This window comes from Enterobacter cloacae complex sp. IR53041, assembly GCF_049238285.1.
Classification (GTDB): Bacteria; Pseudomonadota; Gammaproteobacteria; order Enterobacterales; family Enterobacteriaceae; genus Enterobacter; species Enterobacter roggenkampii.
Map to the genome: position 1 here is coordinate 20,295 of NZ_JBMKHB010000028.1, position 16,983 is coordinate 37,277.

The 16,983-nt window shown below is 54.0% G+C and carries 13 protein-coding genes; 9 read left to right on the forward strand and 4 right to left on the reverse strand.

Features of this window, described 5'->3' with window-relative positions; translation table 11 throughout:
• Window positions 1–114: 114 nt before the first annotated feature.
• From lolA to ACOTXF_RS18180, 8 genes are all read left to right on the forward strand, one after another.
• Window positions 115–729, forward strand: coding sequence for an outer membrane lipoprotein chaperone LolA (lolA, locus tag ACOTXF_RS18145; RefSeq protein WP_021240884.1), 615 nt, complete (start codon window positions 115–117; stop codon window positions 727–729).
• Between the two features lie 9 nt (window positions 730–738).
• The gene (rarA, locus tag ACOTXF_RS18150; protein ID WP_008499984.1) at window positions 739–2,082 is read left to right on the forward strand and encodes a replication-associated recombination protein RarA; all 1,344 of its coding nucleotides are present in this window, start codon (window positions 739–741) and stop codon (window positions 2,080–2,082) included.
• A gap of 92 nt (window positions 2,083–2,174) precedes the next feature.
• Window positions 2,175–3,467, forward strand: a complete 1,293-nt coding sequence (serS, locus tag ACOTXF_RS18155) for a serine--tRNA ligase (RefSeq protein ID WP_008499983.1) — start codon at window positions 2,175–2,177, stop codon at window positions 3,465–3,467.
• Window positions 3,468–3,678: 211 nt separating this feature from the next.
• The gene (gene dmsA, locus ACOTXF_RS18160; RefSeq protein ID WP_316937072.1) at window positions 3,679–6,123 is read left to right on the forward strand and encodes a dimethylsulfoxide reductase subunit A; all 2,445 of its coding nucleotides are present in this window, start codon (window positions 3,679–3,681) and stop codon (window positions 6,121–6,123) included.
• Between the two features lie 10 nt (window positions 6,124–6,133).
• Window positions 6,134–6,751: a DMSO/selenate family reductase complex B subunit gene (locus tag ACOTXF_RS18165; protein ID WP_021240882.1), complete on the forward strand. Its 618-nt coding sequence runs from the start codon at window positions 6,134–6,136 to the stop codon at window positions 6,749–6,751.
• Window position 6,752: 1 nt separating this feature from the next.
• Window positions 6,753–7,616, forward strand: a complete 864-nt coding sequence (locus ACOTXF_RS18170) for a dimethyl sulfoxide reductase anchor subunit family protein (RefSeq protein WP_021240881.1) — start codon at window positions 6,753–6,755, stop codon at window positions 7,614–7,616.
• A 275-nt stretch (window positions 7,617–7,891) separates the two neighbouring features.
• Window positions 7,892–9,040 carry an MFS transporter gene (locus tag ACOTXF_RS18175; protein ID WP_048961911.1) on the forward strand — a complete coding sequence of 383 codons (1,149 nt, stop codon included), beginning with the start codon at window positions 7,892–7,894 and terminating at the stop codon, window positions 9,038–9,040.
• A gap of 123 nt (window positions 9,041–9,163) precedes the next feature.
• Window positions 9,164–9,694, forward strand: a complete 531-nt coding sequence (locus tag ACOTXF_RS18180) for an anti-virulence regulator CigR family protein (protein ID WP_024907800.1) — start codon at window positions 9,164–9,166, stop codon at window positions 9,692–9,694.
• 35 nt (window positions 9,695–9,729) lie between these two features.
• Here the strand turns inward: ACOTXF_RS18180 and pflA are convergent, their stop codons facing one another.
• The 4 genes from pflA to ycaO form a co-directional block, all read right to left on the reverse strand.
• Complete coding sequence (gene pflA, locus ACOTXF_RS18185; protein WP_008499976.1) at window positions 9,730–10,470, reverse strand: pyruvate formate lyase 1-activating protein; 741 nt, start codon at window positions 10,468–10,470, stop codon at window positions 9,730–9,732.
• Window positions 10,471–10,673: 203 nt separating this feature from the next.
• Complete coding sequence (pflB, locus tag ACOTXF_RS18190) at window positions 10,674–12,956, reverse strand: formate C-acetyltransferase (RefSeq protein WP_008499975.1); 2,283 nt, start codon at window positions 12,954–12,956, stop codon at window positions 10,674–10,676.
• A gap of 51 nt (window positions 12,957–13,007) precedes the next feature.
• On the reverse strand, window positions 13,008–13,865 hold the full coding sequence (gene focA / locus ACOTXF_RS18195; RefSeq protein ID WP_232926475.1) for a formate transporter FocA: 858 nt from the start codon (window positions 13,863–13,865) through the stop codon (window positions 13,008–13,010).
• 407 nt (window positions 13,866–14,272) lie between these two features.
• Entirely contained in the window at window positions 14,273–16,033 is a 1,761-nt protein-coding gene (ycaO, locus tag ACOTXF_RS18200) for a 30S ribosomal protein S12 methylthiotransferase accessory factor YcaO (RefSeq protein WP_232926476.1), read from the reverse strand.
• A gap of 127 nt (window positions 16,034–16,160) precedes the next feature.
• Between ycaO and ACOTXF_RS18205 the strand changes: the two genes are divergently transcribed.
• A complete protein-coding gene (locus ACOTXF_RS18205; protein ID WP_039025198.1) occupies window positions 16,161–16,853 on the forward strand; it encodes a DUF421 domain-containing protein in 693 nt (230 codons plus the stop codon).
• Window positions 16,854–16,983 lie beyond the last annotated feature (130 nt).

The window sequence follows — 16,983 nt, forward strand, 5'->3', positions numbered from 1 at the left end:
AAAGAAGGGTAAATCAGCCAAAATTAAGCATTTTCTTCTGTCGCCTGCCTTCGGGCAGGTCCAGAATAGAAGACGGAAACCCCATTTCGGGAAGACGTATTTTAAGGAATAACAATGAAAAAAATCGCCATCGCCTGTGCATTACTCACCAGTTTTGTCGCCAGCAGCGTCTGGGCTGATGCAGCCAGCGACCTTAAAAGCCGACTGGATAAAGTAAGCAGCTTCCACGCCAGCTTCACGCAGAAAGTGACGGACGGCAGCGGCAACGCGGTGCAGGAAGGTCAGGGGGACTTGTGGGTAAAACGCCCAAATCTGTTTAACTGGCACATGACCCAGCCGGATGAAAGCATCCTGGTGTCTGACGGTAAAACCTTATGGTTCTACAACCCGTTCGTTGAGCAGGCTACTGCGACCTGGCTGAAAGATGCCACCAGCAATACGCCATTTATGCTGATTGCCCGTAACCAGGCCAGCGACTGGCAGCAGTACAATATTAAACAGACGGGTGACGAGTTTGTCCTGACGCCGAAAGGCAGCAACGGCAACCTGAAGCAGTTCACCATCAATGTCAGCACCAACGGTACCATTAATCAGTTCGGCGCGGTTGAGCAGGACGATCAGCGCAGCAGCTATCAGCTCAAATCTCAGCAGAACGGCGCCGTTGATGCATCGAAGTTCACCTTTACCCCGCCGAAGGGCGTAACGGTGGACGACCAACGCAATAAGTAAGAGGCGTGAGTGGGCAATCTGTCGCTCGATTTTTCAGATAACGCGTTTCAACCTCTGGCCGCCCGTATGCGGCCAGAAAATTTAGCGCAGTACATCGGTCAGCAGCACCTGCTGGCTGCCGGGAAGCCCTTGCCGCGCGCCATTGAGGCGGGGCATTTGCACTCCATGATCCTCTGGGGTCCCCCAGGCACCGGCAAGACTACGCTTGCAGAAGTGATTGCTCGTTATGCCAACGCGGACGTTGAGCGTATCTCAGCGGTGACGTCCGGCGTGAAGGAGATTCGTGAGGCTATCGAGCGTGCGCGTCAGAACCGCAACGCCGGACGCCGCACCATTCTTTTTGTCGACGAAGTCCATCGCTTCAACAAGAGCCAGCAGGATGCCTTCCTGCCGCATATTGAAGACGGCACGATCTTCTTCATTGGGGCGACCACCGAAAACCCGTCGTTTGAGCTGAACTCGGCGCTGCTTTCCCGTGCGCGCGTTTATCTGCTCAAATCGCTGACGACCGAGGATATCGAAAAGGTTCTCACTCAGGCGATGGACGACAAATCGCGCGGCTACGGCGGACAGGATATCGTTCTGCCTGACGAGACGCGTCGTGCGATTGCCGAGCTGGTTAACGGCGATGCGCGTCGGGCGCTGAACACGCTGGAAATGATGGCCGACATGGCCGAGGTCGACGATGCCGGCAAGCGGGTGCTAAAACCGGAACTGCTCACCGAAATTGCCGGGGAACGCAGCGCGCGTTTCGATAATAAAGGTGACCGTTTTTACGATTTAATTTCGGCGCTGCATAAGTCCGTGCGCGGCAGCGCGCCGGATGCGGCGCTGTACTGGTATGCGCGTATTATTACTGCGGGTGGCGATCCGCTATACGTCGCGCGCCGCTGTCTGGCGATTGCCTCAGAAGATGTCGGCAATGCCGATCCTCGCGCCATGCAGGTCGCGCTGTCGGCCTGGGACTGTTTCACCCGGGTTGGACCCGCAGAAGGTGAGCGCGCCATTGCGCAGGCGATTGTCTATCTGGCCTGTGCGCCGAAAAGCAATGCGGTTTATACCGCCTTCAAGGCAGCGATGTCTGATGCGCGTGAGCGTCCGGACTACGATGTGCCGGTTCACCTGCGTAACGCGCCGACCAAACTGATGAAAGAGATGGGGTATGGGCAGGAATACCGCTACGCTCATGATGAACCCAATGCCTACGCTGCCGGGGAGGAATATTTCCCGCAGGAGATGGCACAAACGCGCTATTATCACCCCACAAACAGAGGTCTTGAAGGCAAGATTGGTGAAAAGCTCACCTGGCTCGCCGGACAGGATCAAAATAGCCCTATAAAACGCTACCGTTAGTTCAATCGTTGCGGTAATGTTGGCAATTGTATCCTTGTGACCGCAGGCTGTGGTCACATTTCCTATTTTAATTCGATAAGCACAGGATAAGCATGCTCGATCCCAATCTGCTGCGTAATGAGCCAGACGCAGTCGCTGAAAAACTGGCACGCCGGGGCTTTAAGCTGGATGTAGATAAGCTGCGCGCTCTTGAAGAGCGTCGTAAAGTACTGCAGGTACAAACTGAAAATCTGCAGGCAGAGCGTAACTCTCGATCGAAATCCATCGGCCAGGCGAAAGCGCGCGGGGAAGATATTGAGCCATTACGCCTGGAAGTGAACAAGCTGGGTGAAGAACTGGATCAGGCGAAAGCTGAACTGGATGTTCTTCAGGCCGAAATTCGTGATATTGCCCTGGCTATCCCGAATATTCCTGACGACAGCGTGCCTGTCGGCAAAGATGAAAACGACAACGTTGAAGTGAAACGCTGGGGTACGCCTCGTGAGTTTGACTTCGAGGTGCGCGACCACGTGACGCTGGGCGAAATGCACGCGGGCCTGGATTTTGCGGCAGCGGTTAAGCTGACCGGCTCTCGCTTCGTGGTGATGAAAGGCCAGATTGCCCATCTGCACCGTGCGCTGGCGCAGTTCATGCTGGATCTGCACACCGAGCAGCATGGCTACAGCGAAACCTATGTGCCGTATCTGGTCAACCACGATACGCTGTACGGTACGGGCCAGCTGCCGAAATTTGCCGGCGACCTGTTCCATACCCGTCCGCTGGACGAGGAAGCAGACAGCAGCAACTACGCGCTGATCCCAACCGCGGAAGTGCCGCTGACTAACCTCGTGCGTGATGAGATCATCGACGAAGACGACCTGCCAATCAAACTGACGGCGCACTCTCCGTGCTTCCGCTCTGAAGCAGGATCTTACGGTCGCGACACGCGCGGTCTGATCCGCATGCACCAGTTCGACAAAGTTGAGATGGTGCAGATCGTCCGTCCTGAAGAATCCATGGACGCGCTGGAAGAGATGACCGGCCACGCGGAGAAAGTGCTGGAGCTGCTGGGTCTGCCATACCGTCGTATGGCGCTGTGCACCGGTGATATGGGCTTTGGTGCCTGCAAAACCTTCGATCTGGAAGTGTGGGTACCTGCGCAGAACACCTACCGTGAGATCTCCTCCTGCTCTAACGTCTGGGATTTCCAGGCGCGCCGCATGCAGGCACGTTGCCGCAGCAAATCTGATAAGAAAACCCGTCTGGTGCATACCCTGAACGGTTCTGGCCTGGCTGTGGGCCGTACCCTGGTTGCCGTGCTGGAAAACTATCAGCAGGCAGACGGTCGTATCGAGATCCCTGAAGTGCTGCGTCCATACATGAAAGGCCAGCAGTACATCGGCTAATAATTTGTCTTAAAACAAAAAAGCGCCTCAGGGCGCTTTTTTTATGCCTTTGGTTTGATACGACGCAATAACCTCTCCCTCTAAAGTAGTAATACTCCTTCGAATGAAAGCCAGCATAAAAAGCTGATAACGATAATATTCGTTATATATAAAACTACATAGCGGTTTGCGCCGCCTCTCTTTTCTTTGTGAGCAACCAAAGTGAGTCTCTATGAAAATCAACGCGCCTGAAGCATTAATGGCTGCCGAGGTCACTCGCCGTGGGTTGATGAAAACCACGGCAATAGGCGGCCTGGCCGTAGCCAGTAGTGCCTTCACGCTCCCTTTTACCCGACTGGCGTCGGCGGCAGATGCTCTGTCTCCGGCCACTTCGCCGGAAAAAGTGGTGTGGAGTGCCTGTACCGTTAACTGCGGTAGCCGTTGTCCGCTGCGTATGCATGTGGTGGATGGCGAAATTAAATATGTCGAAACCGACAATACCGGGGACGATAACTACGAAGGGTTACATCAGGTTCGTGCGTGTTTGCGTGGTCGCTCCATGCGTCGCCGCGTCTATAATCCGGACCGCCTGAAATATCCGATGAAGCGTGTCGGTAAGCGTGGGGAAGGGAAGTTCGAGCGGATTAGCTGGGATGAGGCCTACGACATCATCGCCACCAATATGCAGCGCCTTATTAAAGAGTACGGCAACGAATCCATCTACCTGAACTACGGTACCGGGACGCTCGGCGGCACGCTGACCCGTTCCTGGCCGCCGGGAAAAACGCTGGTGGCGCGCCTGATGAACTGCTGCGGCGGTTATCTCAATCACTATGGCGACTACTCCTCGGCGCAGATCGCAGCGGGACTGAACTACACCTACGGCGGCTGGGCGGACGGCAACAGCCCGTCAGATATCGAAAACAGCAAGCTGGTCGTGCTGTTTGGTAACAACCCGGGGGAAACCCGCATGAGCGGTGGCGGGGTAACCTACTACCTCGAACAGGCGCGCGCCAAATCCAATGCCCGCATGATCATCATCGATCCGCGCTATACCGACACCGGTGCCGGACGTGAAGACGAGTGGATCCCAATACGTCCGGGTACCGATGCGGCCCTGGTCTCAGCGCTGGCGTGGGTGATGATCACCGAGAACCTCGTCGATCAGCCTTTCCTGGATAAATACTGCGTCGGCTATGACGAGAAAACCCTGCCAGCCAGCGCACCGGCAAACGGACATTACAAAGCCTACATTCTCGGTCAGGGTAGCGATGGCGTGGCAAAAACGCCGGAGTGGGCGTCCACCATCACCGGCATCCCGGCAGAGCGTATCGTTCAGCTGGCGCGTGAGATTGGCTCAGCCAAACCAGCCTACATTAGCCAGGGCTGGGGTCCGCAGCGTCATGCGAACGGTGAAATTGCGACCCGTGCCATTTCCATGCTCTCCATTCTGACCGGCAACGTCGGTATTCACGGCGGTAACACCGGCGCGCGTGAAGGCTCATATGAAGTGCCGTTTGAACGTATGCCAACGCTGGATAACCCGGTTCAGACCAGCATCTCCATGTTTATGTGGACCGATGCGATTGAACGTGGCCCGGAAATGACCGCCCTGCGCGACGGCGTGCGCGGTAAGGACAAGCTGGACGTGCCGATCAAGATGATCTGGAACTACGCCGGCAACTGTCTCATCAACCAGCACTCTGAAATCAACCGCACCCATGAAATCCTGCAGGACGACAAGAAGTGCGAGATGATTGTGGTGATCGATTGTCACATGACCTCCTCGGCAAAATATGCCGATATCCTGCTGCCGGACTGCACCGCCTCTGAGCAGATGGATTTCGCGCTGGACGCCTCCTGCGGCAACATGTCCTACGTGATCTTTACCGACCAGGCGATTAAACCGCGCTTCGAGTGCAAAACCATTTATGAGATGACCTCTGAGCTGGCGAAACGTCTTGGCGTTGAGCAGCAGTTCACCGAGGGGCGTACTCAGGAAGGGTGGATGCGCCATCTGCATGAACTCTCCCGTAAGGCGATTCCTGACCTCCCTGACTTTGATACCTTCCGCAAGCAGGGGATGTACAAACAGCGCGATCCGGAAGGACACCACGTGGCGTACAAAGCGTTCCGTGAAGATCCGCAGGCGAACCCGCTGACCACGCCGTCGGGCAAAATCGAAATCTATTCCGAAGCGCTGGCAAAAATCGCCTCCACCTGGGAGCTGCCGGAAGGGGATGTTATCGATCCGCTGCCGATCTACACGTCGGGCTTTGAAAACTATAACGATCCGCTGACGGCGAAATTCCCGCTGCAGCTGACCGGCTTCCACTATAAAGCGCGTGTTCACTCTACCTACGGTAACGTCGACGTGCTGAAGGCCGCCTGCCGCCAGGAGATGTGGATTAACCCGATGGACGCGAAAGCGCGCGGCATCAGCAATGGCGATCGCGTGCGCATCTTCAACGGTCGCGGCGAGGTGCATATTGAAGCCAAAGTCACCCCGCGCATGATGCCCGGCGTGGTGGCGTTAGGGGAAGGGGCCTGGTACAGCCCGGATGCCAACCGCATCGACCAGGCAGGCAGTATTAACGTACTGACCACACAGCGTCCGTCGCCGCTGGCGAAGGGCAACCCATCCCACACAAACCTTGTCCAGGTTGAAAAGGTTTAAGGAGTAGCCGATGACAACCCAGTATGGATTTTTTATTGATTCCAGCCGTTGCACCGGGTGCAAAACCTGCGAGCTGGCCTGTAAAGACTACAAAGACCTGACGCCGGACGTCAGCTTCCGTCGCATCTATGAATACGCCGGGGGCGACTGGCAGGAAGATAACGGCGTCTGGCATCAGAATGTCTTTGCTTATTACCTGTCGATTGCCTGTAACCACTGTGAAGATCCCGCTTGTACAAAAGTCTGCCCGAGCGGGGCGATGCACAAGCGCGAAGACGGTTTTGTGGTGGTGGATGAAGATGTCTGCATTGGCTGTCGCTACTGCCATATGGCCTGTCCGTACGGCGCGCCGCAGTACAACGCCGCTAAAGGCCACATGACCAAATGCGACGGCTGCCACACCCGCGTAGCGGATGGCAAAAAGCCAATCTGCGTCGAATCCTGTCCGCTGCGCGCGCTGGACTTCGGCCCGATTGAAGAGCTGCGTCAAAAACACGGTCAGCTTGCCGCCGTGGCACCGCTGCCGTCTGCGCACTTCACGAAGCCGAGTATTGTGATTAAACCTAACGCCAACAGCCGTCCTACAGGTGACACCACCGGCTACCTGGCAAACCCGAAGGAGGTGTGAGATGGGAAGTGGATGGCATGAATGGCCGCTGATGATCTTCACGGTCTTTGGTCAGTGCGTAGCGGGCGGCTTCATTGTGCTCGCGCTGGCGTTGTTGAAAGGTCGTCTCAATGCTGAACAGCAGCAGCGCCTGGTGTTGAGTATGTTTGGCCTGTGGGTGCTGATGGGGATCGGCTTTATCGCCTCAACGCTGCACCTGGGCTCGCCGATGCGCGCGTTTAACTCTCTGAACCGCGTGGGGGCCTCATCCCTCAGTAACGAGATTGCCAGTGGCGCAATTTTCTTTGCCGTCGGTGGGCTGGGCTGGCTGCTGGCCGCTATGAAGAAGTTGCCTGCGGGTCTGCGCAGCCTGTGGCTGATTGTGACCATGGTGCTGGGCGTGGTGTTCGTGTGGATGATGATACGTGTCTATAACACCATCGATACCGTCCCCACCTGGTACAGCGTCTGGACGCCAATGAGCTTCTTCCTGACGATGTTTATTGGCGGGCCGCTGCTGGGCTACCTGCTGCTGCGCGTGGCGGGTGTCGACGGATGGGCAATGCGTCTGCTGCCCGCTGTTTCGCTGCTGGCGCTGGTAGTGAGTGCGATAGTCGCCCTGATGCAGGGTTCTGAACTGGCAACCATTCACAGCTCTATTCAGCAGGCCTCTGCCCTGGTGCCGGACTACGGTGCGCTGATGGCCTGGCGTATCGTTCTGCTGGTTGCCGCGCTGGTATTCTGGATTGCCCCTCAGCTCAAAGGATATCAGCCGGCGCTGCCGCTGCTGTCACTGGCTTTTGTGCTGGTACTGGCGGGTGAACTGATTGGTCGCGGCGTGTTCTACGGGTTGCATATGACCGTTGGTATGGCTGTCGCCAGTTAACGTTGCATTTGGTTATATCAAGCCGGGCCAGAGTGCCCGGCTTTTTCTTTTTTCGATCATGAAATTTTTCGACTGTCGTTTTGTTTTAATTTTGCCCATTAATAAATGAAAACAGAGACATAATTAATATCAATAGCAGGCGTGGCATTAGCAGGATAAGTTTTTTAAATCGACAGGGAACATATTGTGCGAGGCGGCTAAATCAGTGGATTGACTTTGTTTTTGCCAGTGGCATGATGCGCACGAAATCTGAACTTCCTCGCGGTTTTTAATCCATGACCACCTATACCCGGCCAGTGCTGCTGTTGCTCTGTGGCCTGCTTTTGTTGACCCTGGCGATCGCAGTGTTAAATACGCTCGTCCCGCTGTGGCTCGCCCATGAAAACTTACCGACCTGGCAGGTGGGTATGGTCAGCTCGTCCTTTTTTACCGGGAACCTGCTGGGTACGCTGGTGACCGGGAGCCTGATCAAGCGCTTTGGCTTTAACCGCAGCTATTATCTGGCCTCGCTGATTTTCGCCGCCGGATGTGCGGGGCTGGGCCTGATGGTCGGCTTCTGGAGCTGGATGGCATGGCGCTTTATCGCCGGTGTTGGCTGCGCGATGATTTGGGTGGTCGTTGAAAGTGCGCTGATGTGCAGCGGCACCTCCCGCAACCGCGGACGCCTGCTGGCGGCCTACATGATGGTTTACTATGTCGGCACCGTGCTGGGACAACTGATGGTGAGCAAGCTGCCAACCGACCTGATGAGCGTTCTGCCGTGGGTAACGGGCATGGTGCTGGCCGCAATACTGCCGCTGCTCTTTACCCGCATTGTGAGCCAGAACAGTGAACACCAGGAAGCAACCCATGTCTGGCCCATGCTGAGGCTGCGTCAGGCGCGTCTGGGCGTTAACGGCTGCATTATCTCGGGGATTGTACTGGGCTCGCTCTATGGCCTGATGCCGCTTTATCTGAACCATCAGGGCGTCAGCGACTCCGGAATTGGCTTCTGGATGGCGGTGATGGTGAGTGCGGGTATTGTTGGACAATGGCCAATTGGCCGTCTGGCTGATCGCTTTGGCCGTCTGCTGGTATTGCGCGTTCAGGTCTTCGTGGTGATCATGGGTTGCCTTGCCATGCTCAGCAATGCCGCGATGGCGCCAGCGCTGTTTATTCTTGGGGCGGCAGGTTTCACGCTTTATCCGGTCGCGATGGCGTGGGCCTGTGAGAAAGTTGAACATCACCAGCTCGTGGCAATGAACCAGGCGCTGTTACTGAGCTATACCATCGGCAGCTTATTAGGGCCGACGTTTACCGCGATGCTGATGCAAAATTATTCCGACAATTTACTGTTTATCATGATCGCCAGCGTGTCGTTTATTTATCTCTTAATGCTGCTGCGTAAAGCGGGCGAACATCCAACGCCTGTGGCACATGCCTGATGAATTAAAAGCCTGTCATCGACAGGCTTTTTTGTCCCTGTCACATATAAGACCTTTACGTATTGTTTGTTTTTCCCGCCTGGCGATAATTCAAATGAGTTCTACCACTAAAAGGCAGCAATCATGTCTATTCGTCGTTTTTCCACTACCGCACTGGCCGTAGTGTTGTCTTTAACGTTTGCAACGGCTCCGGTCATGGCTAATCCTGGCAACGGGAATGGCAATGGTCACGGAAACGGAGGCGGACAGGGTAACAGCGGCAATCATGGTAACGGGAATTCTGGTAACGCCGGTAACCATGGTAATAAACAAAATAACGGTCAGGATAACCCTGGTAAATCGGATAAGGGCGTTAAAAACAGCAAAGATGTCGGTAATGACGTTGATGCTCGCGTGAGCTTCGATCATGCCCGCCATCTGGCCGTGAATTACGGCTTAACGGGTTATAAGTCACTGCCCCCGGGGATCGCAAAAAACCTGGCGCGCGGTAAACCACTGCCTCCGGGTATTGCGAAGAAGGCCGTTCCGGCCTCAATGCTGGACCAGCTTCCTTCCTATCCCGGCTACGAATGGCGCGTAGTGGGTGACGACCTGGTCTTAATTGCGCTGAGTACTGCGATTGTGACTTCCGTTATTAACGGCGTCTTTAAATAGAATAAAAAAGGCCCGGTTCTCACCGGGCCTTTTCTTTAATACATCACTTTGTGACCGTACTGTTCAAGAATACCTTTGACGCGTTCCATCGTCTCTTTTTTCGGCGGCTTCACGCCATCAAGCTTGTACTCTTCACCCATGGCCACCCATTTATGTTTACCTAGCTCGTGATAGGGCAGAAGCTCGATTTTCTCGACGTTGCCCATGTCGCGGGTAAATTCTCCCAGGCGGTGCGCGGAGTCGTCGTCATCTGACCAGCCAGGAACAACCACGTAGCGGATCCAGGTTTTGATGCCCTTGTCGGCAATGTATTTGGCAAACTCCAGCGTGCGGTGGTTGGAGACGCCCACCAGATTCTGGTGGATCTCATCATTCATCTGTTTGAGATCGAGCATCACCAGATCGGTCACTTCGAGCAGTTCATCAATCACCGGATCGTAGCGACGTACAAAGCCGTTGGTGTCGAGGCAGGTATGAATGCCTTCTTTATGGCAGGCGCGGAACCAGTCGCGGACAAACTCAGCCTGAAGAATGGCTTCACCGCCGGACGCGGTCACACCGCCGCCGGAGGCGTTCATAAAGTGGCGATAGGTCACCACCTCTTTCATCAGATCGTCGACGGTGACTTCTTTACCGCCGTGCGTGTCCCAGGTGTCGCGGTTATGGCAGTACAGGCAGCGCATCAGGCAGCCCTGGAAAAAGGTGATAAAGCGGATACCCGGGCCATCGACGGTGCCACAGGATTCAAAGGAGTGAATACGACCAATAGTTGACATTGCGGTGATATCTCCATCATCGGCCCGTCCGGGGCCTGTGTATGCACAGCTCAAAGCCGGCTGTGTTAAGTCTGTTTTGGCTGTTATCCATTCAGTATAGATAGCGGACAAAAGAGACTGAGGTGGAGAGGGTGCTAAAAAGGCCCCACTGACGTGGAGCCTTTATTGTACGCTTGTTAACGCGTGATTTCAGTCAATTCCACTTACATGGACTGAGTGAAAGTACGGGTGATAACGTCCTGCTGTTGTTCTTTCGTCAGGGAGTTAAAACGTACTGCGTAGCCAGATACGCGGATGGTCAGCTGAGGATATTTCTCAGGATGTTCCATCGCGTCGAGCAGCATTTCACGGTTCATGACGTTCACGTTCAGGTGCTGACCACCTTCGATGGACGCTTCGTGGTGGAAGTAACCATCCATCAGACCCGCGAGGTTAGTTTTACGCACTTCGTCGTCTTTACCCAGCGCATTTGGCACGATAGAGAAGGTGTAAGAGATACCATCTTTCGCGTAAGCAAACGGCAGTTTCGCGACAGAAGTCAGAGAGGCAACCGCACCTTTCTGGTCACGACCGTGCATTGGGTTTGCACCTGGGCCGAATGGCGCGCCAGCACGACGACCGTCTGGGGTGTTACCGGTTTTCTTACCATACACAACGTTAGAGGTGATGGTCAGAACAGACTGAGTCGGGATAGCGTTACGGTAGGTAGTCAGTTTCTGAATTTTCTTCATGAAACGTTCTACCAGGTCAACCGCCATGTCATCAACGCGAGAATCGTTGTTACCAAACTGCGGATATTCGCCTTCGATTTCGAAGTCGATAGCCAGACCGTCTTCGTCACGAATTGGTTTAACTTTCGCATATTTGATTGCAGACAGGGAGTCAGCAGCAACGGACAGACCTGCGATACCACACGCCATGGTGCGGATAACGTCACGGTCGTGCAGCGCCATCAGAGAGGCTTCGTAGCTGTACTTGTCGTGCATGTAGTGGATAACGTTCAGCGCAGTGACGTACTGTTTCGCCAGCCAGTCCATGAAGTGGTCCATGCGTTCCATGACTTCGTCATAGTTCAGCACATCGCCTTTGATAGGCTCAGACTTAGGACCAACCTGCATTTTCAGTTTTTCATCAACGCCGCCGTTGATTGCGTACAGCATGGTTTTCGCCAGGTTTGCACGCGCACCGAAGAACTGCATTTGCTTACCAACAACCATTGGGCTTACGCAGCAAGCGATAGCGTAATCGTCGTTGTTGAAGTCCGGACGCATCAGGTCATCGTTCTCGTACTGCAGAGAAGAGGTGTCGATGGACACTTTAGCGGCGAATTTCTTGAAGTTCAGAGGCAGTTTTTCAGACCACAGAACGGTGATGTTCGGCTCCGGAGAAGGACCCATGGTGTACAGGGTGTTCAGGAAGCGGAAGCTGTTTTTGGTCACCAGAGTACGGCCGTCAACGCCCATACCGCCGATGGATTCAGTTGCCCAGATTGGGTCACCGGAGAACAGCTCATCGTATTCAGGGGTACGCAGGAAGCGAACCATACGCAGTTTCATGACCAGGTGGTCAATCATTTCCTGAGCGTCTTGCTCGGTGATTTTGCCTGCTTTCAGGTCACGTTCGATATAGGCATCCAGGAAGGTGGATACACGACCGAAGGACATTGCTGCGCCGTTCTGAGATTTAACTGCGGCCAGGTAGCCGAAGTAGGTCCACTGGATAGCTTCCTGAGCGTTGGTAGCAGGACCAGAGATATCGCAGCCGTATTTAGCAGCCATCTCTTTGATCTGACCCAGCGCGCGGTGCTGTTCAGCGATTTCTTCACGCAGACGGATAGTCGCTTCCAGGTTTACGCCGTTTTCCAGATCGGACTGCAGGGAAACAAACTGCGCGTACTTGTCTTTCATCAGGAAGTCGATACCGTACAGCGCAACGCGACGGTAGTCACCGATGATACGACCACGGCCATATGCATCTGGCAGACCAGTCAGAACGCCAGATTTACGGCAGTTCAGAATGTCTTTAGTGTAAACATCGAATACGCCCTGGTTGTGGGTTTTGCGGTATTCGGTGAAGATTTTTTTCAGCATTGGGTCCAGCTCGCGGTTATACGCTTTGCAGGAACCTTCAACCATTTTAATACCACCGAACGGGATGATTGCGCGTTTCAGTGGTGCTTCAGTCTGCAGACCAACGATTTTCTCAAGGGCTTTGTTGATATAGCCAGCATCGTGAGAAGTGATGGTGGAAGCAACGGAGGTGTCAAAATCAACTGGCGCGTGAGTGCGGTTTTCCAGTTTAACGCCTTCCATTACGCTGTCCCACAGCTTGGTGGTCGCGTCAGTTGCGCCAGCCAGGAAGGATTCGTCACCTTCATACGGGGTATAGTTTTTCTGAATGAAGTCACGTACGTTTACTTCATTCTGCCAGTCACCTTTCGCAAAACCTTCCCAGGCTGTGGCTAACTTTTCATTAAGCTCGGACATGTAACACCTACCTTCTTAAGTGGATTTTTTATTTACTGCCTGAGAAAACCATCAATGATGATCGTCGCCACGCAGGTAAATGACCCAGTATGTCAACCCAACTAACAGACCCCCACCGATAATGTTCCCGATAGTGACAGGGATCAGGTTATCAGTAATGAAATTCATAATAGTCAGGTGAGAGAAACTTTCCGGGGATGAACCAACTGCGGTCCAGAACTCCGGGCTCGCAAAGTCGCGGATAACAATGCCCATTGGGATCATGAACATATTCGCGATACTGTGCTCAAAGCCGCTGGCAACGAACATCGCAACCGGCAGAACCATAATTAAGGCTTTGTCCATCAGGCTACGACCCGAGTAGCTCATCCATACAGCCAGGCAGACCATCAGGTTCGCGAGGATGCCGAGAGCAACGGCTTCGATAAATGTATGGTGCATTTTGTGGTCGGCAGTTTGCAGGACGTTAAGGCCCCAGCCACCGTTGGCGGTCATGTACTCGCCAGAAAGCCACATCAACAAAACAAAGAGCAGACAGCCAACCAGGTTACCCACGTAAACATTAAGCCAGTTACGTGCCAGCTGACCCCAGGTAATTCTTCCGCTCGCCTTTGCCACGACAATCAGCACCGTTGAGGTGAAGAGGTCGGCGCCGCAAATAACGCAAAGAATCAGACCCAGTGAGAAACAAATGCCGCCAATCAGTTTGGCCATGCCGAAAGGTATTCCGGCAGTACCGGTGGTGGCGGTGATGTAGAATACGAAAGCGATAGAGATGAACACACCAGCCGTGATCGCCAGATAGAACGTCTTCATCGGGTGTTTCGTTGCTTTATAGACACCTGCTTCTTCGGCAACTTTGGCCATCGCAGCAGGGAGTAAAAGATCAAAAGGGTTGTCAGCTTTCACACTAACTCTCTCTTTATTAAGTCGGCGACGAGATACTAACAAAGCATTATAGAAGAGAAATTGATATAGATCATATCTCGCCTGGCTTATAGGCCCGCAGTGTGTATGGATTTACAGCAAATGCGGAGTAAGTATTTGATTATCCGTATAAAAATAAATTTTAAAAGTTATGAAAAGAGTTGAATTTTTTTCGTTCAGCCACCTCTTTATCAGTTAATTAATATGGAGTATTAACCATAAAAAGTAACAGTAAAGCCCAGATCAATATTATTATATTTACCCGTGTTTAACTTTATTATTACAATCAACAATCATTGCCGAAGAAAATAAAAAACGGGGCAATGAAATTGCCCCGTAATATAGCCCAGACGATTGAATACGCCTACTGCTGGTAATGTTATGTGCGCTTATTTTGACCAGTAAGCGGCTTTTGCTTTCTGCAGCTTTTCGTAGGCCTTCAGCAGTGACTGATGCGCCGGGAAGGCTTTCAGATCGCTATCAACAGCCTGCAGGCCATAGAACGGCGCTTCGCCGCTCAGGGCTGCGCTGGCTGCTTCAACGGCCTCAGCGCCGTACATTCGCACGAAAGCATTCAGATATTGCAGCGGTTCGCGATCCTCTTCCTGTGCAAGCAGCAGCAGGGTTTGCAGGCAGCGGTAATAGTTGGTGCGCTCGGCAGAGAAGACCGACTGGTTGAACTCCATGGTCCACTCGGTCCAGGCCAGGGCCTGATCCAGATCGCCGCCCGCCAGGGCCAGCATCGCTTTCAACTCACCGATGCGCAGGGTGTACCAGCCGTTGTCTTTACCGGTCGCCAGGCCCAGGAGTTCGCGTACGCGGGTGAAATCATCGTGGCCTTCTTCGTCCAGCTGGGCGATCAGGTTCAGATAATCTTCTTTCTCCCATTCGCTGCCCGGCAGAGCCAGCAGCGTTTCACGCAGATTCGCGCCCATGCTGTTGTTCGCCAGCCACAGATCTTCCGCCGGATAGATATCAGACATGCCAGGCACGATGATGCGGCACGCGTAAACGCCCAAGTGCTCGTAATCGGCAATGTACACTTCCTGGTCTTCCGCGTTGAAGATCGCCATCAGCGTCGCGAACTCTTCTTCCGTGGTACCGGCAAAGCTCCAGTCCACGAACGGATAGTCCGCGTCCTGCTTGAACATATCCCAGGAAATTAAGCCGCTGGAATCGATGAAGTGGGTTTCGAGGTTGGTATGCTCGGCCACTTCTTCATCGTCAAACGTTGGCGGCGTAAACACGTCGAGATCTTTCAGGCTACGGCCCTGAAGCAGCTCGGTAACGGTACGCTCCAGCGCCACGCCGAAGTCCGGGTGCGCGCCGAAGGAGGCGAAGCAGGTGCCGTTGGTCGGGTTAAACAGCACGACGCAGATCACTGGATACTTGCCGCCCAGCGAGCCGTCATACGCAAAGATTGGGAAACCTTCTGCTTCCAGCTTGGCGATGGATTCCACCACGCCCGGGTAGCGTGCCAGCACCTCTGCCGGAATTTCAGGCAGGCTGATGGATTCGGCAATAATGCGGTTTTTGATATGACGCTCGAAGACTTCAGACAGCCCCTGCACGCGCGCTTCATTGCGGGTGTTACCGGCGGACATGCCGTTAGACACATACAGGTTGCCGACAATGTTCATCGGAATATAGACGGTCTGCTCGTCAGATTGACGGGTAAACGGCAGGGCGCAAATACCGCGATCGTCGTTGCCGGACTGCAGATCGATCAGCATGCTGGCGGTCAGTTCGTTTTCCGGATCGTAGAAGGCACGCAGGCGCGCGTCGAGAATTCCTTCCGGCAGTTCATCGTCTTCGGTCAGCGGGAACCATTTTTCGTTCGGATAGTGAACGAACGGGGCGTTGGCGATGGTTTCGCCCAGCCAGAAGTCAGCGAAGAAATAGTTGGTGGACAGACGCTCAAAATACTCACCCAGCGCGGAGGCCAGTGCCGCTTTTTTTGTCGCGCCTTTACCGTTGGTAAAGCACAGGGCACAGTCTTTATCGCGAATATGCACAGACCAGACATGAGGCACCGGATTGAGCCAGGAGGCTTCTTCGATGTGAAAACCCAGGTCGGTCAGTTTCTGCTGGAAGCGAGCGATGGAATCTTCCAGAGCGGCGTCTTTGCCGGGGATAAACGTTTGAGTCATGGCGTTCACTTTTATCGTACGTAAAGCGCGCAATGATACGGGTTTTGCGTGACGGGTGCTATCTCCGGCGAAAATAAAAGACTGGGCTATGCTTATTGTCAGTAACTCACTGTTAAGGCATAGAAAAATGAAAGCATTCGATCTCCAGCGGATGGCGTTTGATAAAGTCCCTCCTGAATTTTTAGGCGAAGTGGCGCTGCGTAGTCTGTATACCTTCGTTCTGGTCTTCCTGTTTCTTAAAATCACCGGTCGTCGCGGCGTGCGGCAGATGTCGCTTTTTGAAGTGTTGATCATCCTGACGCTGGGTTCCGCGGCGGGGGATGTCGCCTTCTATGATGATGTGCCGATGGTGCCGGTATTTATCGTTTTTGTCACACTGGCGCTGCTTTACCGCCTTGTCATGTGGCTGATGTCGAAAAGTGAAAAGCTGGAAGATCTGCTTGAAGGGAAGCCGGTCGTTATCGTCGAGGACGGTCAGCTGGCCTGGGAAAACGTTCAGAGCGCCAATATGACCGAGTTTGAGTTCTTTATGGAGCTTCGCCTCAACAGCGTGGAACAGCTCGGGCAGGTGCGTCTGGCGATCATGGAGACCAACGGGCAGATCAGCGTCTATTACTATTCTGACGATGAGGTGAGGCCGGGACTGTGCATCCTGCCGGATATGCTGATCGAGCGTTTCAGAACCGTACCTGAGTCAGGCGAGTATGCCTGCGTGAGATGTAGCCATGTCGTCGCGATGCAGCCGGGGGATCGTCGATTATGCCCCCGCTGTGCAAATCCGGAATGGACGAAGGTTAGCCGGGCTAAACGCATCACCTGACAGCCATTTTGTCGGTTTTGTCCTGGCGAGGCGGCAGATTGTTTTGTGTGACGCGGGGCACATTTCACGGGTCATAAGTTTTAGACATTGCGGCGCGTGTCACTGAATGATAAAACCGATATCCACAGTT